This window comes from Companilactobacillus hulinensis (assembly GCF_003946555.1).
GTDB classification, from domain to species: Bacteria; Bacillota; Bacilli; order Lactobacillales; family Lactobacillaceae; genus Companilactobacillus; species Companilactobacillus hulinensis.
Genome location: NZ_RHOO01000016.1, coordinates 35,869 through 58,498, shown reverse-complemented (window position 1 = coordinate 58,498; position 22,630 = coordinate 35,869). Strand labels below are relative to the sequence as shown.

Annotated in this window: 22 protein-coding genes and 1 pseudogene; 8 read left to right on the top strand and 15 right to left on the bottom strand. The window is 36.8% G+C overall.

The features are described from left to right. Positions 1–130: 130 nt before the first annotated feature. A complete protein-coding gene (locus EKM66_RS08845) occupies positions 131–505 on the bottom strand; it encodes a CvfD/Ygs/GSP13 family RNA-binding post-transcriptional regulator (RefSeq protein WP_125763731.1) in 375 nt (124 codons plus the stop codon). 78 nt (positions 506–583) lie between these two features. Here EKM66_RS08845 and EKM66_RS08840 point away from each other — a divergent pair, with 78 nt between their 5' ends. Both EKM66_RS08840 and EKM66_RS08835 read left to right on the top strand, forming a co-directional pair. Continuing rightward, positions 584–1,576, top strand: coding sequence for an NAD(P)/FAD-dependent oxidoreductase (locus tag EKM66_RS08840; RefSeq protein ID WP_125763737.1), 993 nt, complete (start codon positions 584–586; stop codon positions 1,574–1,576). Positions 1,577–1,672: 96 nt separating this feature from the next. After that, positions 1,673–2,320: a DedA family protein gene (locus EKM66_RS08835; RefSeq protein ID WP_164505100.1), complete on the top strand. Its 648-nt coding sequence runs from the start codon at positions 1,673–1,675 to the stop codon at positions 2,318–2,320. Positions 2,321–2,337: 17 nt separating this feature from the next. On the opposite strand, the gene EKM66_RS08830 is transcribed toward EKM66_RS08835, so the two are convergent. The 6 genes and pseudogenes from EKM66_RS08830 to EKM66_RS08805 all read right to left on the bottom strand — a co-directional run bounded on the left by EKM66_RS08830 (position 2,338) and on the right by EKM66_RS08805 (position 6,641). Next, a complete protein-coding gene (locus EKM66_RS08830; protein WP_125763727.1) occupies positions 2,338–2,943 on the bottom strand; it encodes a TIGR01906 family membrane protein in 606 nt (201 codons plus the stop codon). Beyond that, on the bottom strand, positions 2,936–3,715 hold the full coding sequence (locus EKM66_RS08825) for a TIGR01457 family HAD-type hydrolase (RefSeq protein WP_125763725.1): 780 nt from the start codon (positions 3,713–3,715) through the stop codon (positions 2,936–2,938). The genes EKM66_RS08830 and EKM66_RS08825 overlap by 8 nt, the downstream gene beginning before the upstream one ends. Next, positions 3,715–4,296, bottom strand: a complete 582-nt coding sequence (locus EKM66_RS08820; protein ID WP_125763723.1) for a YutD family protein — start codon at positions 4,294–4,296, stop codon at positions 3,715–3,717. Before EKM66_RS08820 ends, EKM66_RS08825 begins: the two co-directional genes overlap by 1 nt. 15 nt (positions 4,297–4,311) lie before the next feature. Then, positions 4,312–5,685 carry a bifunctional metallophosphatase/5'-nucleotidase gene (locus EKM66_RS08815; protein WP_125763721.1) on the bottom strand — a complete coding sequence of 458 codons (1,374 nt, stop codon included), beginning with the start codon at positions 5,683–5,685 and terminating at the stop codon, positions 4,312–4,314. 8 nt (positions 5,686–5,693) lie between these two features. Next, positions 5,694–6,306, bottom strand: a pseudogene (locus tag EKM66_RS08810) (metallophosphoesterase). Further along, complete coding sequence (locus tag EKM66_RS08805) at positions 6,306–6,641, bottom strand: hypothetical protein (RefSeq protein ID WP_125763719.1); 336 nt, start codon at positions 6,639–6,641, stop codon at positions 6,306–6,308. Before EKM66_RS08805 ends, EKM66_RS08810 begins: the two are co-directional and overlap by 1 nt. A gap of 102 nt (positions 6,642–6,743) precedes the next feature. On the opposite strand from EKM66_RS08805, the gene EKM66_RS08800 reads away from it, so the two are divergent. The 4 genes from EKM66_RS08800 to EKM66_RS08785 all read left to right on the top strand — a co-directional run bounded on the left by EKM66_RS08800 (position 6,744) and on the right by EKM66_RS08785 (position 12,967). After that, positions 6,744–8,174 (top strand): glycerophosphodiester phosphodiesterase family protein, encoded by a 1,431-nt coding sequence (locus EKM66_RS08800; protein ID WP_125763717.1) that lies wholly within the window; start codon positions 6,744–6,746, stop codon positions 8,172–8,174. A 68-nt stretch (positions 8,175–8,242) separates the two neighbouring features. Further along, positions 8,243–9,646 (top strand): dipeptidase PepV, encoded by a 1,404-nt coding sequence (gene pepV / locus EKM66_RS08795; RefSeq protein ID WP_125763715.1) that lies wholly within the window; start codon positions 8,243–8,245, stop codon positions 9,644–9,646. A 117-nt stretch (positions 9,647–9,763) separates the two neighbouring features. Further along, the gene (locus EKM66_RS08790; protein WP_125763713.1) at positions 9,764–12,505 is read left to right on the top strand and encodes a transglycosylase domain-containing protein; all 2,742 of its coding nucleotides are present in this window, start codon (positions 9,764–9,766) and stop codon (positions 12,503–12,505) included. A 162-nt stretch (positions 12,506–12,667) separates the two neighbouring features. Continuing rightward, positions 12,668–12,967, top strand: a complete 300-nt coding sequence (locus EKM66_RS08785) for a hypothetical protein (protein ID WP_125763711.1) — start codon at positions 12,668–12,670, stop codon at positions 12,965–12,967. 64 nt (positions 12,968–13,031) lie between these two features. Here the strand turns inward: EKM66_RS08785 and ccpA are convergent, their stop codons facing one another. After that, positions 13,032–14,033, bottom strand: a complete 1,002-nt coding sequence (ccpA, locus tag EKM66_RS08780; RefSeq protein ID WP_125763708.1) for a catabolite control protein A — start codon at positions 14,031–14,033, stop codon at positions 13,032–13,034. Positions 14,034–14,206: 173 nt separating this feature from the next. Between ccpA and EKM66_RS08775 the strand changes: the two genes are divergently transcribed. Continuing rightward, on the top strand, positions 14,207–15,307 hold the full coding sequence (locus EKM66_RS08775) for a M24 family metallopeptidase (RefSeq protein ID WP_125763706.1): 1,101 nt from the start codon (positions 14,207–14,209) through the stop codon (positions 15,305–15,307). 467 nt (positions 15,308–15,774) lie between these two features. Here EKM66_RS08775 and EKM66_RS08770 read toward each other — a convergent pair whose 3' ends face one another. The 4 genes from EKM66_RS08770 to murI all read right to left on the bottom strand — a co-directional run bounded on the left by EKM66_RS08770 (position 15,775) and on the right by murI (position 18,046). Next, positions 15,775–16,155: a YtxH domain-containing protein gene (locus EKM66_RS08770; RefSeq protein WP_191988041.1), complete on the bottom strand. Its 381-nt coding sequence runs from the start codon at positions 16,153–16,155 to the stop codon at positions 15,775–15,777. Positions 16,156–16,159: 4 nt separating this feature from the next. Beyond that, positions 16,160–16,567: a DUF948 domain-containing protein gene (locus tag EKM66_RS08765; protein ID WP_125763704.1), complete on the bottom strand. Its 408-nt coding sequence runs from the start codon at positions 16,565–16,567 to the stop codon at positions 16,160–16,162. Between the two features lie 67 nt (positions 16,568–16,634). Beyond that, positions 16,635–17,234 carry an XTP/dITP diphosphatase gene (locus EKM66_RS08760; protein ID WP_125763702.1) on the bottom strand — a complete coding sequence of 200 codons (600 nt, stop codon included), beginning with the start codon at positions 17,232–17,234 and terminating at the stop codon, positions 16,635–16,637. Continuing rightward, a complete protein-coding gene (murI, locus tag EKM66_RS08755) occupies positions 17,231–18,046 on the bottom strand; it encodes a glutamate racemase (RefSeq protein ID WP_125763700.1) in 816 nt (271 codons plus the stop codon). Before murI ends, EKM66_RS08760 begins: the two co-directional genes overlap by 4 nt. A 126-nt stretch (positions 18,047–18,172) precedes the next feature. Between murI and EKM66_RS08750 the strand changes: the two genes are divergently transcribed. Further along, the gene (locus EKM66_RS08750) at positions 18,173–18,661 is read left to right on the top strand and encodes a DUF2507 domain-containing protein (protein WP_125763698.1); all 489 of its coding nucleotides are present in this window, start codon (positions 18,173–18,175) and stop codon (positions 18,659–18,661) included. Positions 18,662–18,717: 56 nt separating this feature from the next. On the opposite strand, the gene EKM66_RS08745 is transcribed toward EKM66_RS08750, so the two are convergent. The 3 genes from EKM66_RS08745 to trxA form a co-directional block, all read right to left on the bottom strand. Continuing rightward, a complete protein-coding gene (locus tag EKM66_RS08745) occupies positions 18,718–20,547 on the bottom strand; it encodes an ISL3 family transposase (RefSeq protein WP_125763696.1) in 1,830 nt (609 codons plus the stop codon). Positions 20,548–21,187: 640 nt separating this feature from the next. After that, positions 21,188–22,201 (bottom strand): aldo/keto reductase, encoded by a 1,014-nt coding sequence (locus EKM66_RS08740; RefSeq protein ID WP_125763694.1) that lies wholly within the window; start codon positions 22,199–22,201, stop codon positions 21,188–21,190. Between the two features lie 105 nt (positions 22,202–22,306). Then, positions 22,307–22,618: a thioredoxin gene (gene trxA, locus EKM66_RS08735; protein ID WP_125763692.1), complete on the bottom strand. Its 312-nt coding sequence runs from the start codon at positions 22,616–22,618 to the stop codon at positions 22,307–22,309. Positions 22,619–22,630: the final 12 nt, after the last annotated feature.

The window sequence follows — 22,630 nt, the reverse complement described above, 5'->3', positions numbered from 1 at the left end:
TTTTAAAAAAATTTTTCAACGACTATCAAGTTGGAAGCTCTCAAGTCGTTGTCGCCGTTGCTCTGTCGCAACAACAAATAATATATTACCAATTACAATTGATGGTTGCAACCCTTTTTGCGAAAAAAGTTCAATTTTTTTGTTTTTCTTTCGTAATCTCACTCATAGCGCTGTTTATCCATTGACCTTTTTCGTGCTTAATTGTCTTGTAACCGATCTTGTCCTTGTAATTAGTCCAAAAATGCTTGTGCAAGATAGGACGTCCTATCTTCTTTTTCTGTAATGCACGGATGGATAAACTGATTTTGCCATTGTATTCATCAATACCCATCACAATTACATCGACCTTATCTCCAACTCGATAGTTATTATCTATATTAGAAACAAAGCCATGCTTTAGCTCCGAGATATGTATCAGTCCTTGCTGACCATTATCCAAATTAACAAAAACTCCGTATGGTTGTACTCCTGATATCTCTCCAGAAAGTTTATCACCTATTTTCATGACTTCCTCCTTTATCTTTTTATTCAATCTATGCAACAATATATTGTAACAGATTATATAACAGAAACTGGTGACAATATGAATGAAAAGACTTATGACATTACAATTATTGGTGGCGGTCCAGCTGGAATGTTCGCTGCATACTTTGCTAGGCTTAGAAAACTAAACGTTGCTTTAATAGAAAGTTTACCAAAACTAGGCGGTCAGCCTGAAACTTTATATGCACAAAAGAACATATACGATGTTGCTGGCCTACCTCAAGTGTCGGGGACACAACTGTCAGATCAACTGATTCAGCAGCTACACTTTATGGACTGTGATGAATACCTTGATACATCAGTAACCAATCTTGATCAAGAGGATGATATCTGGAAAGTTTCTACTACTAAGGAAACTATCTACACCAAGGCTATTATTATTGCAATCGGTAATGGTGCATTCAAACCTCGCAAACTTACATTTGAATATGATAAAGCTATTGAAGAAAACAATCTAACTTACTTCGTTAATGATATGGAAGAATTCCGCAAGAAAGATGTTGCAGTTGCCGGTGGTGGAGACTCTGCTGTTGATTGGGCAATTGACTTAAATGAAATCTCAAACAGCACATTCCTTATACATAGAAGAAACAAGTATCGTGCTATGGAGTCGAGTGTCGACAAACTCAATGAATCTACGGTTGAACAACTGAATCCTTATATCATTAAAGATGTTACATTCAATACTGATGATCACAGCAAAATTGATATTACATTGAAGATGATCAAATCTGACGAGATTAAAGTAATAACCGTCGACAAATTACTGGTCAATTACGGATTTATCTCAGACTCCAAAATTCTTCGTGATTGGAATATTGAACTCAATGGTCCGTTCATTAAGGTCAATCAAGAAATGGAAACCAATTTACCCAATGTGTTCGCCATCGGAGACATTGCATCATACCCTGGTAAATTACAATTAATTGCAACTGCATTTGCTGAAGGTCCAATGGCAGTCACCAAAGCTATTCGTAATTTATACCCTAATAAAGACTACTTTGAACATAGTACTTCATTATTTGAGAAATAATTTTAAGAATGCTATACAATTTAAAGTTATTTTAAGCTAAGCTGGTATAATGTAGTTTAATTTGAAAATTTTGGAGTTGATTGATTGAGTTACGTAATGAGTCTGATCGACTTTATTCTGCACATTGATAGCCACATGGTCAATATCGTGAATAATTTCGGAATCTGGACATATCTTATACTATTTCTAATCATATTCATTGAAACTGGGGTTGTAATTCTTCCCTTCTTACCTGGAGATTCATTAATATTTGCAGCGATGGCACTGGCTGCTAATCCTCAATATGGGTTATCAAGCATTGGGCTGTTCTTCTTATTCTTTGTTGCTGCGGTACTAGGTGATTCGATGAATTATGAAATTGGTGAGCATTTTGGTGAATTTGCAACTAATAACCGGTATTTAAGTAAACTGATAAATAAAGAGCATCTTGATGAAGCGCATGCTTTCTTTGAAAAACACGGTGGAAAGACTATTGCCATCGGACGTTTTATCCCATTGATAAGAACATTCGTACCATTTGTTGCGGGTAGTGGTACCATGCATTACAGAAAGTTTCTAGAGTTTAACATGCTGGGGGCTTTCCTATGGGTTCTCATTTGTTCACTTGCTGGACATCTTTTCGGAAATATTCCTGCTGTTCAAGAACATTTTTCAATGATTATCATCGGAATCGTAATTGTTTCATTAATTCCAATTTTAATTACTGCTTTGAAGAATCGTAAGAAAAAAACTGCTGGAGAATAAGTTAAAAGGCTAGGACATTATGTCCTAGCCTTTTTTATGTACTTCCAAATATTTAACCCCTCAAACAATATGAAAAATAGTACAAAACACTGTGTAAAGAATTCTTCTGGCAAGATATTAATCACTGGATCTCGTTCTGGATCAAATAACCAATCGCTATTTCGAAATAGTACTTCATGGAATACTACAAAAAATCCATCAAAATCTACTGCCATTAAAATTGCCAGCACTACTCCTATTATTGCAATATACTTAAATACTGGTTTGATATAGACTCGTTTCCTTCTCTGAAACCACAGATAAGCACCAGACAGTATCAATACGCCAAAATTGAGTATGAATAGTTTCTTAACATCCTCAAAATGCAATCGTCCCGCAGCAGAGGATTGAAAGTCACTCAGCTTAAAGGTCCAATTGAACGGATTGATCAAATAATTCATCATCTGGTCGTAATTGTGCATTACTGCACCAAAACTTAGATTTACTGCTTGTTCAAGATAATAATGTTTGATTGCAAAGAAAAACAGTCCATAACTGGCAAAAATTGTCACTGTTATAGACAGAGTCAGAATAAAGAGTGCCAATACTATTGTATAAAAAGTATCCTTTTGAAAATTAGACATCCCACTGATCTAGACTTTCTATTTGATATGTTGGTTTCTTAGTTTGCTTATCAATATCTTCATGGGTACTTACACCTGTGTAAACTAATAGAGTATCTAAGCCTGCACTCAATCCACATTTGATATCTGTATTGTAATTATCACCAACCATAATTGCTGTTGATGGATCAAATTCTTTGACTGATACGGCAAAATCAACGATATCGGGTTCAGGTTTACCGATATACTTAGCCTTTTGTTGCGTTGATGTCTCTACTAGCGAAATAACTGAACCGGCACCTGGAACTAATCCACGTTCATTAGGAAGATTAGTATCCGCATTTGTTCCAATAAAGAATGCTCCACGCTTGATAGCTAATGTTGCCAATTCAAATTTGTGATATGTAACGTCATAGTCTAATCCCACGATAACAACATCTGGATCGGTTTCATTAAGCTTGATTCCTGTACCAAAAATAGCGCTCTTCAAGCCATACTCACCTATAACATAAGCTGAATGGTTCTCGATTCCGTCTTTGAACATCCCTTTAACGTATGCGGCGGTTGCTAGTGATGGTGTCAGAACTTGTTTTGCCGTAGCTGTTATTTGATGATTATTCATCAAATTATCCGCCACTTGCTGCGGTGTCTTAGTAGTATTGTTCGTCAAAAAATAATAATCTAATCCGTTGGCGTTCAAATTATCAATAAAAATCTTTGCTTCTGGAATTTTATCCTTGCCTCGATACATGGTTCCATCTAGATCAATTAAGTATGTTTGGTACTTTTTCATTAGCTCTTCTCACCTATTTTTCTAATTTTAAAGTTTCTTGTTTTTGTATTCCCAGTCGACTTCTTACTATTATTGTGAGTTACTGGGCGTTTTTTATTTTTATGAGTCTTGCCAGCGTGGTTAGCCGCATTGTTAGTATTATTCTTATGAATCGAACGAATCTTACCTTGATGTGGATGTCCTTGATGGTTCTTTGGACGACTATGTTGTTGATTACGACGACGCTTTGAAACTGGAGCTTTTTTATCTTTCTCCAAGACAAAATAAGCACATCCGAAGTTGCAATACTCAATCAAATAATCCTCTAAGTGAGAAATTCTATTATCTATGCCGCTTTCTTTTCTCTCATCTTCATAAAATCCCTTGAATCTAAGCTGATCATATCCCCAATCACCGACGATGTAATCATACTTTTCCAGAACAGTATTATAGCGTTCTTCAATCTTCTCACGGTCAAACCCGCCATCATGATCTTCTACTAAATGATACTTTTCTCCATTGATAGTAATCAAATTATCAGTTAGGACTATCACGTCGGCCTGTTTAACTACTTCTTTTTCTTTCTCTTCAGGTTCTTGCACAAAATCACCTCACATTTACATTGGATATTTCTTTTTCAAATAATCGCCAAATACATTTCTCAAAAACTTAGGGTACAAAATTTCATTCTTACCCATAATCTCAATTGCAGGAAAGTATGGAACAAATAAATAATGGTCTAATAATGCTAACGTATACTCTTTATCCATTTGTAGTTTTTCATCATTAATGTAGACGTTTCTCTTCTCATCAATAGTAATTCCGCGATAAACAAGCTCGCCAAATATTTTACCACGGAAACCCATTCCTTTTTGCTGATGACTGCGTAAATATGGACGATTTTTTTCCATTTCCATAATCATCCACCAAATATCAGCACCACGCATAGTTGTTTTCATTGCATGAATTGCATGTGGCAACATATCATGCAGGTCTTTTTCAGTGACGACCCCGGCACTCAGTCCCTTTAAAAACAAGCCTGAGCTTAATACGCCGGCATCTGCTTGTGTATAATCCATTATTGCATCTAATCCAGTTTGAATAACAGCATTTTCATTATGAAAATCAGAACTTAGATCATTTGGAATATTGGCAATCTTTTTAGATGACAACAATCTATTACCGGTATCAAGTTGGTGTTGTATCCACTCTTTATCACCAGCTAACTCTGGAAGGTCCGCTGTTTTTTGGGTATCAGTATGTTTATCAACTACTTTTTTATTATCATCTAGCGTCAAATTAATGGTTCCAATATAATAGCCATATTTTCCAGCTGCTGCCAATAACACACCATTATCCATTTCACCTTTTTCAAACAAATGATGTGTGTGCGAACCGATGATAACATCAATTTCTGGATATTTACTAGCAAGCATCCGATCCATGGAAACACCCAAATGAGATAGCAAGACAATCACATCACATTCTTGCTTCTGCAACTCACCTAGCCACTTAGGTAACATCTCTTGAATCAAGCGAATATCCCAGTCTACTAGTGGATATGTCAAAATGAATGGCGCTGTGAACCCCAAGATACCAATTTTGGTATCTTTCTTTGTTTTTATAATAAGGTAAGGTTTAGCAAATTCTGCCAACTGATGAGTCTTTTCCTCGTATAAATTACCTAGTATGACCGGAAAATTAGCATCATCATATAGATGTTCCAAAACTTCGTGGCTGTTGCCGAGTCCTTCATTATTACCAACTGTTGCTGCATCATAATTTAATGAATTCAGCCAATCAATATTGGCACGGCCATCAGTCGCTTCTGTTAGCGGATGCGCTCTATCCATGGCATCCCCGATGTCGAACAAATAAAACTCCTGTTCAGTATGATGTGCACGAGCATCTTCAATATATCGTTTGATTTTGGGAAAATTTTCAAAGTGAGAATGTAAATCATTGGTGTGCATGATTCTTATAGTTTCCATATAAGTCCCTACTTTCTATTTAACTCCGCTATATCCGCTTTTTTCTTATCATACATTTCTAAGATCTCTTCTCCACGCAATGGAGAACCCCATGGGAGATCCTCTGACAAATAATCTCTTTCAGGAGCATCGACTCCGACATTGATATTTTCAGCAATTGGAACACTATAATGATGAATGTGTCCGTGCAAATTAATTATTTTATCCACTTTGCCAAGCAACATTGGATAATGTGTACAATAGAATTGATGATGATCAAATTTTAATAGTGCTCCAACATCTTCAAAAGTATACTTGGGCTTGCCATCCGGCATAGTTGGATTACGTTTGGCCAGAAATTTGAACAATTCACGATAATCATGATTGCCTTTGATCAAAACAATGTGACCATTCAATTGTTTGAGCATTGCATATGTATCTTCATTGGTCGGTGTGTTCTGAGGACGCATTGAGAATATCCCCTAGATGATAAACTGTATCATTATCATCGACTCGTGCATTCCAGGCATCGATCATAGCCTGATTCATCTGATTAACATCACTAAAATGTCGGGGTGCAAAATTATTCGGCTCTAGCAATTGATAATGATAAAAATGTGTATCTGCAATGAAGTAATTCATTATTTATCATTATCCTCCTTTGAAATAATTTTATTTGCTTTTAGAATATCGTTAAAAGCATCTAGAATTTGTCCTTCAGGTTTCTTCCATTCAACCCATTCAGACATATTCATTGGTGGTACGGTATAATTCTCATTGATGTAGTCTTCATAAATTATCACGGCTGATGAATGAGGAATATTAAGTTTTAAGATACGCACTTCTTTGATAAGCCCCAATTCAGCGGCCTTTTCCGCACGTCCATTCATGAGCACATTTGCCATTTCATAATACTTTGTGCCATCATTACGTGTAATCTGTTCGATTATATCAAGCGTTAATTTTTCATTGTCCATATTTGTACCTCACAATTATTACTATTTATCCAGCATATCTAGTATATAATACCAGAGAACGAAACATCGCTAATAAGCCTTGTTATATAGGGAGTTATTTAAATGAATTCTAGAAATTCCAATATTTTAAAAGTTCTATTAGTCAGTTGTGTATTCTTTTTTGCAAGTGGTTTTTCGGTTATTGGTCATCGTGGCGATCCGATCAAAGCTCCTGAAGAGACTTTCCAAAGTTTTAACACTGCCTTTTCCGAGGGTGCGGACTACGTTGAATTAGATCTCCATGTTTCAAAAGATAACGTTCTAGTAGTATCTCATGACAAAAATCTGGAACGTATCACAGGTACTTCCGATGTTGTTTCGCAACACAATTTTTCAGAATTAAGTCAGTTAACTCAAAAAAATGGCGAACCTATTCATAGCTTGGATCAGGTATTTGAACACTATAAAAATAATCCTAGAGCAAAATTCCTTATTGAAACTAAAAAGACTAGCAAAGGGAATCCTCAAAATATGGAGGAATTGCTCAAAGAATGTATTGATAAATACGGTATGCATGACCGAGTTATGTTCCATTCATTCTCAACGAAAAGTTTGCAAAATGAGTCTGAACTGATGCCAGACATCCCCCGTATTTTCATTGCCGGAACTATTAAACGTGTTAACTTCGATGTGCTTTCATATGTGACTGGTGTTAATCTTTCGTCAAAAATCATTACTCCAGAAGTGATCAATACTCTTCATTATATGGGTAAATCAGTTTATGTATGGGATGAAATGAATGAGAGTCCTTCAAAATGGAACACTCTAGTTAACATGCCTATTGACGGTGTCGTAACCAACTATCCAGCAACTGGTAATGAATATCGCAAATTAAAGGACAAGTCTAAGAGTGAAACTCTCAATCAAAATGTTTACTACATGAGTAACAAAGATGAACCAATCTACGAGAACCCTTACCGTTTGATCAAAACAAGTAAGGTCGTTCATCCAATGTCTGGCTATCATATTACTAATGTTGTTAAATTCAATGGTGAGGAATACGTCCAACTTGGTGAGAATCAATTCGCCAATTCAGATGGATTCACGCCTGATTACGAATTGAACGAGGTTGGAGCATACTTCGGTGCTAAAGCAATTTATCGTAAGCAACAACCTAATAACTTCTTGCGTGCAGAACCAAATAATTCCGCACAAGTAATTGGTAGAATGTCAGATAATAAAGCTGAAAGAATTCAAACGGTCAAAAAAAATGGTTCAAATGTCTGGCTTAAAGTTAGTGGTGGTTGGATAAAATCAAAATATGTATTGATTCAACTTACCGATGAAAACTATTATGGTAATAACAGCAAATTGAGCTATTACAATTTGCCGGTCAACCAAAGATTCAAAAATATTGATTTGTTACAAGATTTAGGAACATGGGAAAATTCAGATGAAGTTGGAACGCAAAACACTGATCTACTGAGGGATTATCCAAATTCTAATTTGCTTTTCCCCATGAATATCGAAAACGATTCCATAAATCATATATAGGTCAATTAGCTTATATTTACAACGTTTGGTAAAATAGATAAAAACTTCGTGTGGAGGTTATACGATATATGTCTATAGATTGGGAAAAAGAAGTTGCTCACCGTTCAGATGAATTGATCAATGATCTAACTGAATTGGTAAGTATTGATAGTCAAAGAGATATCGAACATAAAACAAGTGATTATCCACTTGGACCAGGACCTGTTGAAGCATTGCAAACATTTTTGCATTTTGCTGACAGAGATGGTTTCGAAACAAAGAATGTGGACAACCTAGCTGGTCGTATCGAATTGGGTGAGGGTGAAGATAAAGATGCAATCGGTATTTTGGCTCACGTTGACGTTGTTCCTGGCGGACCAGGTTGGAACACAGATCCTTTTGATCCAGTTATAAAAGACGGCAATCTTTATGCACGTGGGGCTGCTGACGACAAGGGTCCTGGACTTGCTTCATACTACGCATTGAAAATAATCAAAGAATTGAAACTTCCAACGACCAAAAAAGTTCAATTAATTTTGGGAACCGATGAAGAGAGCGAATGGGTCGGCATGAATCACTACATGGAAAAAGAAACCATGCCTGAAACTGGCTTCTCGCCTGATGCTGAGTTCCCTGCTATCAATGGTGAAAAAGGGATTGTCTCATTCATGATCAACTTCCCTACTCCTGAAGCAGGATTAGTTAAAACATTCAACGCCGGTATTAGACCTAATATGGTCCCACAAAATGCCGAAGCTGAATTGGATCTGAACTTCGAAAACATTGAAGCCATCAAAACTGCATTCAATCAATTCTTAAATGACAATAAAGACATCAAGGGTAATATCAGTACTAAAAATGGAACTGCTACAGTTACTGTCACTGGTAAAGGTGCACATGCCATGGAACCTTTCAATGGTATAAATGCCGCCACTTATCTAGCTACATTCTTGAATGAACTCGAATTAAATGACAGCCAAAAACTATATTTCAGTTTTATCGCTAATAACTTACATCTTGACTTTGCTGGTTCAAAACTAGGAATCCAAAATACAGATGATGTTATGGGTGAACTTACAATGACACCTGATATTTTCGTCTTCAATGATTCTGAAGCTAATGTTCTATTAAACATTCGTTATCCAAAGGGTGACACTGGCGAAACATTAACTGAAAAAATCAATGCTGCACTACCAGATGGTGTTACGGCATCTATCGACGGACATAATCAACTACCACACTTTGTAGCTGCTGACGATCCACTTGTACAAGCATTAGTTGGTGCTTATCACGATCATACTGGTGACAACACTGAACCATTCACAGTTGGTGGCGGTACTTATGGCCGTATTCTAAAACACGGTATTGCCTTCGGTGCAATGTACCCAGGTGATGAAAACGTCATGCATCAACCTAACGAATATATCAATATTGATAAACTGTTAAAGGCTACAGCAATATACGCTGACGCTATTTATCGTCTAATCAAATAACCTATCTAAAAAGTTCTCTGGAAGGTTCTTTCCTCAGAACTTTTTTGTTTTTGCACCGATAATACTTTTTTATTATATAATTGGTGTATGTAACTTTTTAAAGGGGCTTATTTAAAAGTGAAAAATTTATGGAATAGTATTGTCTCTGGCTTTAAAAGTATTAAGAGCTGGTCAGACTTTGCTAGTAAAGCTAATTTAACAATTGAAATAATTCGACGAATCGTGCTCTACATTATCGCGGGTATTTTTATTATGTTGAGTTTGGCTATAGGACTTGGTATGGGATATGTTTCAGCATTGACCAGCCAAGTTGATGTACCAACTAAACAAGAGATGCGATCTGAACTTCGGGATGTTAACAACTCTACTTCATTGTATTTTGCTAATGATCAAAAAGTTGAAGATCTCCAAAAAGATTTGACCGGTGAAAGTATCTCATTATCTGAAATGTCGCCTTACTTAAAAAAGGCCATAGTTTCAACTGAAGATAGTGACTTTTATCGCCACAATGGTGTTGTTCCTAAGTCTATCTTTAGAGCCATTATTTCCGATGTAACTGGTATCGGTGCTCAAACTGGTGGATCGACTTTGACGCAGCAAACCGTCAAAATGCAGATGCTTTCATCTGAAACTACTTGGAAACGTAAAGCTGTCGAGATTTTCTTAGCCATGCGTGTAGACAAGTACTTCACTAAAGATGAAATCTTACAAGACTACTTGAATGCTGCAACCTTTGGTAGCAATAACAAAAGTCAGAATATTCAAGGTGTGCAAGCAGCTGCTAAGGGTCTGTTTGGTAAGAACGCTGCTGACTTGAACTTGGCTGAATCAGCATTCATCGCCGGACTACCTCAAAGTCCATCAATTTATACACCCTACGCAATGAATGGTAAATTGAAGGATGATTACAGTCTGGGACTAAAACGTAAAGACATCGTTCTTTATCGTATGTATCGTGATAAGGCAATTACCGAATCACAATACAACGATGCCAAAAAGTTTGACCTAGCCAGTGACTTCCAAAAGCCGGCTAAGGCAACAACTAAGACTATCAAATATGGTTATGTCTATAACCTGCTAACTGAGCAAGCTAGAACCATTTTGATCAAGCGTTTGGCTAAAAATGACGGCCTCAAGTATAGCGAAATCAAGAAGGATCCAAATCTTTTTGAGAAATACTATACTCAAGCCGATACCGAACTTCACAACAAGAACTATCGTGTCGACAGTACTATTGATAAGAACTTGTATATTGCTATGAATGAGCAAGCACAAGCTTACAAGGAAAACCTTGGTACTACTCACAACAGTACTGCTACTGATCCTAATACTGGTAAGACTATCAAGGTCAATGAACCTGTTCAAAATGGTTCAGTATTACTAGATAATAAGACTGGACAGGTTCTCTCATTTGTTGGTGGTGTTAACTTTAAGAAATCTCAAATGAATCATGCGTTTGATACAAATAGATCTCCTGGTTCATCTATTAAACCATTAATAACCTTTGCCCCTGCTATTGAAAACGGACTTATTGGTTCGCAAACAATGCTGGCCGATTTCAAGACTAAGTTCAAAGGCTATGCACCTACTGACTACGGCTCAACTATCCAAAACCGTTTTGTTTCTGCACGTGAAACATTGGAGGAATCATACAACATCCCTTCAGTTAACCTATACAATTACATCAGAAGTCAAGGCGTTGATTCTAGCAAGTATATGTCCAACATGGGAATAAACCTAAGTGACAAGGAATACAGTCAACTTGGTATCACTCTTGGTGGTACTGCAACTGGTGTGACCGTTCTACAACAAGCTAGTGCATTCTCAACCTTTGCTAACAAGGGAGTTCACGTCAATCCTTATGTTGTTACCAAGGTTACTGACCCATCTGGTAAAACAATCTACAAACACAAGAATGCTAAGAAGCACGTCTTCTCTAAACAAACTTCATATATTATCAAGAACATGCTTCATGGAGTTGTAACCAAAGGTACTGCTTCCGCTGTTTCCTACGAATCAAACTTCAATACTAAGAACTTATTTGGTAAAACCGGTACTTCTAACGATTACCGTGATAATTGGTTCATAGGTAGTACCGCTGGTGTTACCTTGGCATCATGGATCGGTTACGACAATCTATACGGACACAATTACAACTTGGCAAGTAATTCTACTGATATTAACCAAGAATTATGGACTCGGATGGCAAATGCAGTATACAAAGAAGATCCGGGTTCAATGGACGTTAACAGGAAATTCAATAAACCTGCTGGAGTATCTAGTTACAAAGTTGATAAAGAAACTGGTACTAGAACCGGTACGGTCGAATACAACGGTCTCACGACCAAAGTCGATCAACATACAGCTAACTCGCTATATTACAAAGGTAGTCCAAAATCAATGTCATATGATAACTTCGCCATTGGTGGTAAAGCTAAGAATTACAAGCTATTCTGGAATCACTACTTTGGCCGTAATAATGGTTATGCTGTTGCTACGACAGTTGGTAATACTACCAAATCAGCAGACGAACTAGCATCTGAAAATGGTAGCGGTAGAACATCTGGATTCAGTAATAGTACTAATAACAATGACTCTTCTGATGTAACTACTAACAGCAGTTCCACTTCAACACGAAATACAAATAATTCAACTACTTCCAGCGGTACTCCTGATACTGGTACTGGATCAGGCTCTGGAGCAGGTTCTAACAGTTCAGGAACGACTGGTGGATCAACCTCAACTGGTGATACAACCACGACGACTGATACTGCTGAAACAGGAACAACTGGCGGTGGTAGCAGTACAACAACCGATACTGGTACTGCCGGTGGAACTGGTGAATTAACAACCGAATAAATCAAAAGAACTTGAAAAACACGTTTAACTTCCGAGTATGACCTAAAGAAGTTAAACGTGTTTTATTGTGTAAATTTGTTGTCTTATGTAGTTAAGTCACAGTCATTTTTTACTTACTATGCTAAAATTAGAAAAGTTATTCGTTTTATTAAGGAGAAATTTATGTACTTCAGTCCAAGCTTTTTACAAAACACACTATACATTGTCGCTGCACTATTAATTATCTTTATGATTTGGATAGCAGTCTACAAAGTCAGACACAACGTTAAATTCTGGGATAAGTCATCTACCCTCGCTGTTATCGTCTTGATCAATACACTATATTCAATCTTGCAGGGATTCATTAATCTACCATATACTCTCAGCACAATTGTGACCGGAGGATTATCTCTAGTGGCATTCGGGTATATCGTCATGATTCTTTGGGAGTTCCACAAACAAAAAAATACTAAAACTAAATAATTGAAGATATAAAAATAGCTGTCACTTCCAAATTGAAGTGACAGCTATTTTGGTATTATATCTATTATCTTGTAGATTCACGTTTAACGATTGAGTATGGTAATTTAATAGTGTTTTCGTCAATAGCTTCTTGATTCATCATCTTAGTCAATAATCTCATAGCTACGGCACCAATATCATAAAGTGGTTCTTCGATCGAACTCATCTTTGGACGTGTAACTTCACAAAGAATTGTATCGTTACTTGTGATAATTTCGAAGTCATCAGGAACCTTAATACCTGACTTCATTGCTGAATTCAATAAGCCTGAAGCAAGCAAGTCTTCTGTCACATAAGCAGCTGTAGCACCACTATTCTTAACAGCATCCCAAATTGCTTCACCGGCTCTAACTGAGTATTCAGCCTCAAATACTAGGTTTGAACTGAAGTTAATGTGAGCTTTCTTCAAAGCCTTCTTGTAACCATCAAGACGGAATTTACCATCAATAGGGTTCTCTAAGCTTCCACCTACGAAAGCAATCTTCTTGTGACCATTTTGAACTAATTGATTTACAACACTGTATACAGCGTCAGCAAAATCAATATTTACGCTAGCTGTTTCGTTGTTCTTATCAACTGAACCAGCCAAAACGATTGGAGTCTTTGAATTAGCCAATGTACGTTTTAATTTCTTAGACAATTGCTTGCCCATGTAAATCAAACCATCAACTTGTTTTGAAAGTAAGTTATTTAGAATTTGTTCCTCATCGCCAACTGATTCTTGCAAACTTGTCAAGATGATATTGTACTTGTACATCGAAGCAACATCATCAATACCTTTAGCAAGAGAAGCATAATACAAATCAGTAATATCAGGTAAGATAACACCAATTGTTGTACTCTTCTTGCTGGCAAGTCCACGTGCTACAGCATTAGGACGATAATTCAAACGATCAATAACCTCAAGAACTCTTTTTCTCGTTTCCTCTTTAACATTTGCATTTCCATTAACAACACGAGAAATTGTTGCCATTGAAACATTAGCAGCCTCAGCTACGTCATATATTGTTACAACTTTTTTATCCATTTAATATCCACTCTCTCAACTCAAATTTTCATTTAGACAACCTTAATTTATCAAAAATTTTCACATTTTGCAAGCGGTTTCCACGTTATTGTTGCAAGTTTTCATACTTTTTCAAAAAGAAAACCGTTTTCAGTGATATACTTTATACAAAATTGTAAAGGAGAGTTTTTTTCATGAAGAAGCAACTATTAGAATTACAAAACTATTTAGCTCAAAACGGTTACGATGCCGCCTATGTTTCTAATCCTACAGACATAAACTATTTTACCGGATTCTATAGCGAACCTGAAGAAAGAATTCTAGCACTTTTAGTTTTCCCTGATAAAGATCCATTTATCTTTGCTCCTCAACTAGAAGTTGAAGCCGCCAAAAAAGCTGGCTGGGATAAGGACGTCTTCGGATATCTCGATCACGAGGATCCATTTGCGTTAATGGCTGGTCACATCAAAGATGCCGTTGGCTCACCTGCCATATGGTCAATTGAAAAAGATAACTTATCAGTCGACAAGCTTGAATCTATCAAAGCTCAATTTCCAGATGCAACTTTCCCTGATAATCTTTCAAGATACATGGAAAATGCTATGTTAATCAAAACTGATGAAGAAATTGCACTGTTAAATGCTGCTGGTAAAGAAGCTGATTACGCATTTGAGGTTGGATTTAAAGCTATTCAAGAAGGACGTACTGAACAAGAAATCGTCGCTGAAATCGAATATGCCATGATGAAGAAGGGCGTTATGCACATGAGCTTTGACACAATCGTTCAAGCTGGTGCCAACGCTGCTAACCCACATGGTGGTCCAGAAAAGAATGCTATCGTTCCTAATGAACTCATCCTATTTGACTTAGGTACTGTCCACCAAGGCTACATTAGTGATTCTTCAAGAACAGTCGCTTTTGGCAAACCTGACGACAAGGCACTTGATATCTATAAAGTTGATCTAGAAGCTAACCTAGCCGCTATGGATGCTGCAAAACCAGGTATTACAGCTGCTGAACTGGATGCCGTAGCTCGTGATATTATCACCAAAGCTGGTTATGGTGAATACTTCATTCACCGATTAGGTCATGGTATGGGAACTTCAACACATGAATTCCCATCAATCATGGAGGGTAACGATATGGTTCTTAAACCAGGCATGTGCTTCTCGATCGAACCAGGAATCTATATTCCACACGTTGCTGGTGTTCGTATTGAGGACTGCGTACACATCACAGAAGACGGCTGTGAGCCATTTACACACACAAGTAAGGAACTAAGATACATCGATTAAAAAGTCTCTTATAACGTAAAAATAAGCATTCGGTATAATTGCCGAATGCTTATTTTTTATTATTTTGTATGTGATAATGCTAAAGAGTTCCCGTTTTTCAACGCACTCTACTAAAACGTGCTTTTGAAAAACAACTCCCTGTGCTTACTACGAATAGCTAATTCACCACTTTGTGGCAAACTAGCTATTCTAGGTAATGCTAAAGAGTTCCCGTTTTTCAATGCACTCTATTAAAACGTGCTTTTGAAAAACAACTCCCTGTGCTTACTACGAATAGCTAATTCACCACTTTGTGGCAAACTAGCTATTCTAGGTAATGCTAAAGAGTTCCCGTTTTTCAATGCACTCTATTAAAACGTGCTTTTGAAAAACAACTCCCTGTGCTTACTACGAATAGCTAATTCACCACTTTGTGGCAAACTAGCTATTCTAGGTAATGCTCGAGAGTTCCCGTTTTTCAACGCACTCTATTTTGCATCGTCCTCATCAAAGTTCTCTGATGCACCACTAGTTGCATCTGTATCATTATTCAAATCATCAACGGCTTTTTTGTTGTCAGTTGATTCCAAATCATCTTCATTAAAAATAATATTCGATGCGTCTTCATCTTCACGAATCTTATCAGCGGTTGCGTGCATTTGTTCTTTTAATACACCAGTTTTTTCGTTGAAGTTGTTTACCAAATCGTCTTTTCCAGCAAAACCAACTCCACCGTTATTAAAATCACCACGAATTGTTTTAACATTTTCCAACATACGTTGGCCTGATTCACTAGTTAAATATTTTGATGCTGCATAACCTGCGGCACTACCCAAAACTAGTCCAAGTAAAAATTGATTATTTTTCATAATGCTATTTCTTCTTTCTTGGCATAAATTTGGCCACTGTCTTTACAAGCGTTGCGGCATTGCCAATTGTCATAATATTTTGTAGTCCGAATCCAGTGTTAGGTTTCTCAGCAGTAGCGTTAGCAGTCTTCTTACCAATGTTCTCTACTGTATCGAATAATGGATTAAGCTTACTTGACTTACTGTTGACGTCATCCATTAATGTATTAGTTTTATCAACTAATTGATTAGTTTGATCCATAATATTGTCGGTATTCTTTGATAGAACTTCGACCATTTTAGTTGTTTCTTTGACTGTATCTTGTAGCTCGTTCAATAGTTTTGCTGTTGAAACTAGCATCTTAGCTAGGTATAAGACCAAAACTACGAAAGCTATGGCTGCAATCAATCCTGCGATTTGTCCCAGTGTCATAGTGAAACCCTCCTAATAAACTCTCTTTTGCTTCATATTAGCATTATAACAATTTTACGGCAATTAGTTACCAAATAATCCAGTCAGGATATGCTTTTTCTAATTTTTGAATTGCACGTCCACGATGACTGATTTGATTCTTTTCGTCCATTGATATTTGTGCCATTGTTTTACCCATTTCTGGCAAATAAAACAATGGATCATAACCGAAACCGTTGTCTCCTTCTGGCAACGTCCAGATCAAACCTTTGACTTCACCCTCAACAACCAAATCTTCATCATTCTTAGGATTGGAGAATACTAATGTGGATACGAATCTAGCCGTACGCTTCTCCATCGGAATACCACCTAGTTCTGACAACAACTTGGCATTATTGGCGGCATCATTGTGGTCTCCAGCATAACGTGCTGAATAGATTCCAGGCTGACCAAATAGTGCATCCACCTGTAATCCAGAATCATCGGCAATTGTTGGCAAATTAAACTTTTGCATTACCGCATGGGCCTTTAATTTGGCATTTTCTTCGAAACTCTGACCATTTTCTCTAACATCAGGAAACTCAGGAAAATCTAGTAATGTCTTTATTTCAAATTCTGACTTATCAAAAATTCTCTCAAATTCTCTAGCTTTATTAGGATTCTTTGTTGCAATAATTATTTCTCTCATTTGTTTTCTCCAAGATCAACTAAACTTATTTCATCAACTTCAGTACCCACAAGCCACTCTTTGGCCAATCTCTCAAACTCCTTAATACCACCAGTCGCATGTAATTTAATAACTGCATCACCTTTTGAATCCGTGAGCATATCATTCATTTTTAAATAATCTCTAACGTATGAGACTGTCTCAACACCGGAATCGACTAAGGTTATCTTATCACCCAAAGCCTTTCTGATCTGCGACTTTAACATTGGGAAGTGTGTGCATCCCATAACTAATGTGTCATACAACTCATCACGATATGGCATCAAAGTATCGGTAATGATTTTTTGAGCTCGTTTAGTATTCGCCTCATCATTTTCAACTATTGATACAAATTCTTGGGCGGGCAATCCCAAAACATCGATTTTAGGATCGATATCATCAATTGCTTTGCTATAACTCTTAGAATTGATTGTGGCCTGTGTTCCAATAACTCCAACATGCTTGGTCTTAGTATCACGAGCAGCGGTAATGGCACCCGGTTCGATCACACCAAACATTGGAATGGAAAATTCTTTTTTCAAAGTAGGCAAAGCGTTGGCAGTCGCCGTATTGCAGGCATAAATAATCACTTTGACATCTTGAGAGATCAAATACTTAACCAATTCACGTGTATACTCAGTAATTTGTTCCTTAGTCTTAGTACCATAAGGCATTCTAGCCTCGTCACCAATAAATACAATATCTTCATCAGGCATTTGCTTGATTGCTTCTTTCGTAACTGTTAAGCCGCCTAATCCGGAATCTAGTAAGCCGATTGGTCTTTTATCGCTCATAAATCCACCCTCTACTTTATAGAATTATATTTTAAATGAAATTTCTTATGCTCTGCGTTGTACAATAGCTTAAAAACCTAATAGTGTAATGATATAATAAATTGTCTAGAAAAAGGAGTTAAAATAATGGCCGCAAAATCAAAAGATACTAATGAACCAAAGTTAACTGACATCCCTGATGTTTTAAAACCAGGTCAAGATGGTGAAAACGTTGACGAGTTAACTGAAAGTTATTTTGCAGTTTCAGTACTCCGTGATTTCGTTCTCCCCGATCTGTTGGACAAGGATACTGTAGAACTGCTGTATTGGGCTGGAAAGAATTTGAGCCGACAACTAATCCTTGATATGCAAAGTCTTCCTGAGTTGTTTGCTAAAGCTGGACTTGGTGATCTTCAGATTACCAAGCAGACAAAAACCAGCTATCAATATACTCTGACTGGTCCTGAAGTGGTACAACGTTTTAATCTTAACAACGACAATCCAGAATTCTCACTCGAAACCGGAATTATTACTGAAACTGTCGAAAAAACTATTGAGGCTTTCTGTTTAGGTACATACACTGTCAACAGCAAAGCAAAAAGTGTTTCAATTAAAGTACAAATTGATCGAAACTAAAGTTTACAACAAAAAAGATGCTTAGGCAAAACGGTTCTTTCTTAAACTTGGTTACCTTAAGCACTAATCTGATGTATTTTCAGATTAGTGCTTTTTGTTTTCAATTGTTTTAGTTGAAATTTGTCTTGGCTTGCCATGAATGCTAACTGACATTTTTTTGTGAAGTTGACTAACCCACTTCGACCGTATACAATGCGTTTGATTAGCTTTAGTTTGTTATTATTACCTTCGACAAAACCTGAGTTAATGTCTAGAGATATCGCGCTTTTCACGGGGGCGATATCTTTTTTTATAGTTTCACAAAATCCGCTAATAATTGAATTCTTATAAGTACTTAGAAAACTATCAAGTAGTTCTGGATTGTTTCCCATTAAAACTTCATGAAATTTTTTGAACATCTTTTGCGCTTTGTCAATCACTGGGTAAGAAAGCTTTAGTACGGCTAGCTTTTGATTTTTTTTAGTATTTTCTGATATTTCTCCATTGATTGTTAAAATATCTTTTATTAATTTATTCCGTTTAACGCAGACTACTCCCGGTGGATAACACGCTTTTTTTACTTGAATGGGACCTACTGAAGGACGACCGGGAAAATTATTTTGACTAATATCTGTAATATAAACCCATAATGAACTCTTATTGTGATTATAGCCTTGGGAGAGTACGTAATAATAAATAACATTGTCAGTTAAACCATCACACATCATTTTATAAATAATATTTAGGTAATCATCCATAATTGTTTTTCGCTTCTTGTAATCTCTTGGTTTATCCATTTTTCTGACTTCACACGCAGTCATTTTTAAATATTTTCTGATAGTTACTGGATTCAAATGATACTTAGAAGCGGCTTGTCCAACGGACGCCGCTGTTAATTTATAATCGTGCTTAATTTTAATAATTTCGGTTTGTTTCTCATGGCGTCTTACTGCTTGATCCATATACTGTTGTGATTTAAATTTACGACGCTTATTATCAAATTTAATTACTTTACCCTTATCATTTATTGGCGCCGAATTGTCGTAATTGATGTGCTTTAACAGTTCTGATGGACATGCTTGTTCAACCCAAATTTTCTTAGGTGCATGTTTTAGAACTTTTCCTGCCTTGATAAAGATAGTAGAAGGTAATTCCTGTTTTAGAATATCTCTCAATTTATCTATCATATTTTTCAATAAATGAAATCTATCAGCTACTTGAGTACATTTTGGCAATGCCTCGCTAATCGCTTTGGCATAGGCACTAGCACGGTCACGTGCCACGAACTTTATTTTTGGATGATGTTTCAACCATCCTTTTACTGACATTACATTACGTCCTCGAAGTAGTGCCATGAGATGATGATCTTTTAAATCATAAATTGCTGTCGCATATGTTTGTCCTTTTCTAATGGCAATATCATCTATACCTATGGCCTTAACGTCAGGGTTATCAACGAATTCTAACTGATCGTAGAGTTTTTGAATCGAATCATTACTGATATTGGTACCCAATAACTTCAGAACATTACTGGCTCCTTCATTACTAAGATAAATTGAGACTCCCAAAATGAACATATTTAATGCATCTGTTCGACGTTGATAAGAGCTGGCAAATGGTAATGCTTCAACGAAAACCTTTTGAGGGCACTTTGGATTGTTACAACGATATTTATAAATATCAACGTCCAAGGTCGTATTCTCATTATGAATAGGTGTATCTTGCAGAATACGATGATACGTGGCAGCCACCTCGCGAGAAGGGACTCCACAGTTTGGGCAAAAACTAGCATGGGGTAAAGATTTTATAAATAAACAAATCTTGTTTTCTTTATTTGTAGTGTTGTAAATGAAATAATTCTTTCCAAGTAGGTTTATGTTGTAGTTGATTGGTTCATATTTTGCCATAGGACTATCCGCCTTTCATGGTCGAGTATAGTTACTATTCATGAGGAAACAAATAAGGAGCAGTAAAGCATGGCTATGCCAAACTTTACTGCTCCTTATTTAATTTTAAAATTTATGTTCTAACCAAGTTTAAGAAAGAACCGGCAAAACCGCCTAAGCATCTTTTTTTGTGCAACTTTATTCCTCTGCTGCCTACGGTCGAAAGTAACGAATCTGCTGCGGGACCGATTCCAGCCAAAAGACGGTCTGAAATCTCGATTTTGAACTCTGCATAAACCACAGATTTCAAAAGTCGTCCTGTACTGTAAGGCTGGAAACCCACCAGCCAACAGTACTATCACAGCTGATTCATTACTTTCGGCCTACGGCTACTATGTATACGACTATTTAATTTTAGTATTTCTGTATATGTTCAACTGATAAAAATATATTAATTACCTTTCAAACACTAATTACTCAAATCAAACAACTAGTTTAGCTGGAGGTTACAAAAAATTTTATCAACCGTGAATGTGGCGAAGCCACAGGACGAAATTTAAGATTTGCGGTTCATGCAAAGCTTAAATTCGAGGTTCGAGACCTTGGCTCGAGCCGGTCCACACGGTAGATAAATTTTTTTGTAACCGTAAGTGGATAAAATCTATGCCTGCCAATCAATCTCAGGTTGAGCGGATAAAATCTCATCGATTCTATTGCACTCATCTTCTGAAAACTCTAAATTATCCAACGCAGCAACATTATCAACAACCTGTTCCGGACGACTAGCACCAATCAAGACACTGGCAATTGCTGGTTGACGTAGATTCCAAGCCAAGGCCATTTGTGCCAAGCTCTGATTACGATCAGCAGCTACAGCATTCAAATCCTTCACTGTCTTCAATGTCTGTTCAACTTGTGCTGGGTGTAGAAATGGAATCGTCGATTTATTTGCACGTGAATCTTCAGGAATTCCATTAAGATATTTATTAGTCAAAAGTCCCTGACATAGAGAACTGAAACTAACCGCTCCTTTTTTCTCAGCAACTAATTCTGGAAATACATCATTCTCGACTTCACGATTCAACATATTGTATCGTGGTTGGTCAATTATAAATGGAGTGTGATTCTCGTGGAAAATATCTGCCATAACCTTGATTTGTGCCCCACTATAGTTAGACAATCCAACATACAAAGCTTTGCCTGAACGAACTAATTGATCCAAAGCCATTGCGGTTTCTTCTGGATCTGTTTCAGGATCAGCACGGTGACTATAAAAAATATCAAAATAATCTAAACCGGTTCTCAAAAGACTCTGGTCGGCACTGGCAATAATACTTTTACGTGAACCCCAATTACCATATGGTCCTGGCCACATCACATATCCAGCTTTGCTTGCAATCACCAGCTCATCTCGATATGGCTTCAAATCACTAGCAAGCATTCTACCGAAGTTCTCCTCAGCGCTTCCTGGTTCTGGGCCATAATTGTTTGCCAAATCAAAATAAGTAATACCTAAATCAAAAGCTTTATGGACAATTTTCTTTTGTGTTTCATACTTATCGACACTACCAAAATTATTCCAAAGTCCCAAACTGATAGCCGACAATTTTAAACCACTGTTACCTACTCGGTTATAAATCATTTTGTCGTAACGATGTTCATTTGCTTGATACATTCTAAATCCCCCTTAAATTTATGCGTTAAATACATGCTACCGCTTTCATGGGGATAAAAAAAGAACCCAATTCAATTAAGAATTGGGTTCTTGGTATCTATTAAGCTAGTCAGTATAGCCATCAAGAATCTTAGCAAGTTGAGCTTTACTGTGGAATCCTGTTAACTTTTCAACAACTTCGCCGTCTTTTTTGATAACTAGTGTTGGAATGGCCATGATTCCAAATGATTCTGGTGTCTTAGGATTGGCATCAACATCCATCTTTGTGAACTTAACTGCATCATTTTCTTCTGAAAGTTCTTCGATTACTGGTGATTGCATACGACATGGACCGCACCATGTAGCCCAAAAGTCAGTAATTACAACGCCATCTTTTGTTTCTTCTGTAAAATCTTTGTCTGTTAATTCGTCAACCATGTGATCACTCCT

Bases quoted from the DNA above. Each gene is read 5' to 3' on its own strand.
- EKM66_RS08800 (WP_125763717.1), top strand. From the start codon at position 6,744: ATGAATTCTAGAAATTCCAATATTTTAAAAGTTCTATTAGTCAGTTGT.
- EKM66_RS08745 (WP_125763696.1), bottom strand. From the start codon at position 20,547: ATGGCAAAATATGAACCAATCAACTACAACATAAACCTACTTGGAAAG.
- EKM66_RS08760 (WP_125763702.1), bottom strand. From the start codon at position 17,234: ATGAGAGAAATAATTATTGCAACAAAGAATCCTAATAAAGCTAGAGAA.
- EKM66_RS08785 (WP_125763711.1), top strand. From the start codon at position 12,668: ATGTACTTCAGTCCAAGCTTTTTACAAAACACACTATACATTGTCGCT.
- EKM66_RS08770 (WP_191988041.1), bottom strand. From the start codon at position 16,155: ATGAAAAATAATCAATTTTTACTTGGACTAGTTTTGGGTAGTGCCGCA.
- EKM66_RS08815 (WP_125763721.1), bottom strand. From the start codon at position 5,685: ATGGAAACTATAAGAATCATGCACACCAATGATTTACATTCTCACTTT.
- EKM66_RS08840 (WP_125763737.1), top strand. From the start codon at position 584: ATGAATGAAAAGACTTATGACATTACAATTATTGGTGGCGGTCCAGCT.
- trxA (WP_125763692.1), bottom strand. From the start codon at position 22,618: ATGGTTGACGAATTAACAGACAAAGATTTTACAGAAGAAACAAAAGAT.
- ccpA (WP_125763708.1), bottom strand. From the start codon at position 14,033: ATGGATAAAAAAGTTGTAACAATATATGACGTAGCTGAGGCTGCTAAT.
- pepV (WP_125763715.1), top strand. From the start codon at position 8,243: ATGTCTATAGATTGGGAAAAAGAAGTTGCTCACCGTTCAGATGAATTG.
- EKM66_RS08830 (WP_125763727.1), bottom strand. From the start codon at position 2,943: ATGTCTAATTTTCAAAAGGATACTTTTTATACAATAGTATTGGCACTC.
- murI (WP_125763700.1), bottom strand. From the start codon at position 18,046: ATGAGCGATAAAAGACCAATCGGCTTACTAGATTCCGGATTAGGCGGC.
- EKM66_RS08805 (WP_125763719.1), bottom strand. From the start codon at position 6,641: ATGGACAATGAAAAATTAACGCTTGATATAATCGAACAGATTACACGT.
- EKM66_RS08835 (WP_164505100.1), top strand. From the start codon at position 1,673: ATGAGTCTGATCGACTTTATTCTGCACATTGATAGCCACATGGTCAAT.
- EKM66_RS08750 (WP_125763698.1), top strand. From the start codon at position 18,173: ATGGCCGCAAAATCAAAAGATACTAATGAACCAAAGTTAACTGACATC.
- EKM66_RS08740 (WP_125763694.1), bottom strand. From the start codon at position 22,201: ATGTATCAAGCAAATGAACATCGTTACGACAAAATGATTTATAACCGA.
- EKM66_RS08765 (WP_125763704.1), bottom strand. From the start codon at position 16,567: ATGACACTGGGACAAATCGCAGGATTGATTGCAGCCATAGCTTTCGTA.
- EKM66_RS08775 (WP_125763706.1), top strand. From the start codon at position 14,207: ATGAAGAAGCAACTATTAGAATTACAAAACTATTTAGCTCAAAACGGT.
- EKM66_RS08825 (WP_125763725.1), bottom strand. From the start codon at position 3,715: ATGAAAAAGTACCAAACATACTTAATTGATCTAGATGGAACCATGTAT.
- EKM66_RS08845 (WP_125763731.1), bottom strand. From the start codon at position 505: ATGAAAATAGGTGATAAACTTTCTGGAGAGATATCAGGAGTACAACCA.